General features: G+C 73.9%; 1 pseudogene. It reads left to right on the top strand.

Annotation, left to right across the window (positions count from 1 at the left end):
* Window positions 1-328, top strand: a pseudogene (locus tag C666_RS19165) (FecR domain-containing protein); the annotation flags it as partial.
* Window positions 329-528 lie beyond the last annotated feature (200 nt).

Below are 528 nucleotides of genomic sequence, written 5' to 3'. Positions count from 1 at the left end.
CGCCCAGGCCGCCCGCGTGGTGGCGGCGGGCGGGCAGGCCGTGTTCGACGGCGCCGGGGTCGCGCCCGCCGCGGCCCTGAGCCGGCACATGGTGGACTGGACCGGCGGCATCCTGCATGCCGAATCCATGCCGCTGGGCGAGGTGGTGGCCGAACTGGCGCGCTACCGCGGCGGCGTCGTGCGCTGCGACCCGGCCGTGGCCGCCCTGCCGGTTTCCGGCGTGTTCCAGCTCGCCGACACCGACAAGGCGCTGCGCCTGCTGCAAGACACCTTCCCGGTCCGGGTCCATTACCGCAGCCGCTACTGGGTCACCGTGGCGGCGCGCTGATCTTTTTTTCGCTGGTCTGTCCCCTTTCGCCGCGTCGCCGGGCATAGGAAGTGAAAACCCCGCTTCCACCCATTCCGAAAGGGACTCCGATGAAAAACCCCCGTCCACCGCGCGCCGCGCCGCTCGCCCTGGCCTGCCTGCTGGCCCTGGCGCCGGCCGCGCCGCTGCTGGCCGCCGAGCCGGCCGGCGCGCAGACCGTC

Origin of the sequence: Thauera linaloolentis 47Lol = DSM 12138 (assembly GCF_000310205.1) — a bacterium.
GTDB classification, from domain to species: domain Bacteria; phylum Pseudomonadota; class Gammaproteobacteria; order Burkholderiales; family Rhodocyclaceae; genus Thauera; species Thauera linaloolentis.
This window is presented reverse-complemented; position numbering and strand designations above follow the sequence as displayed.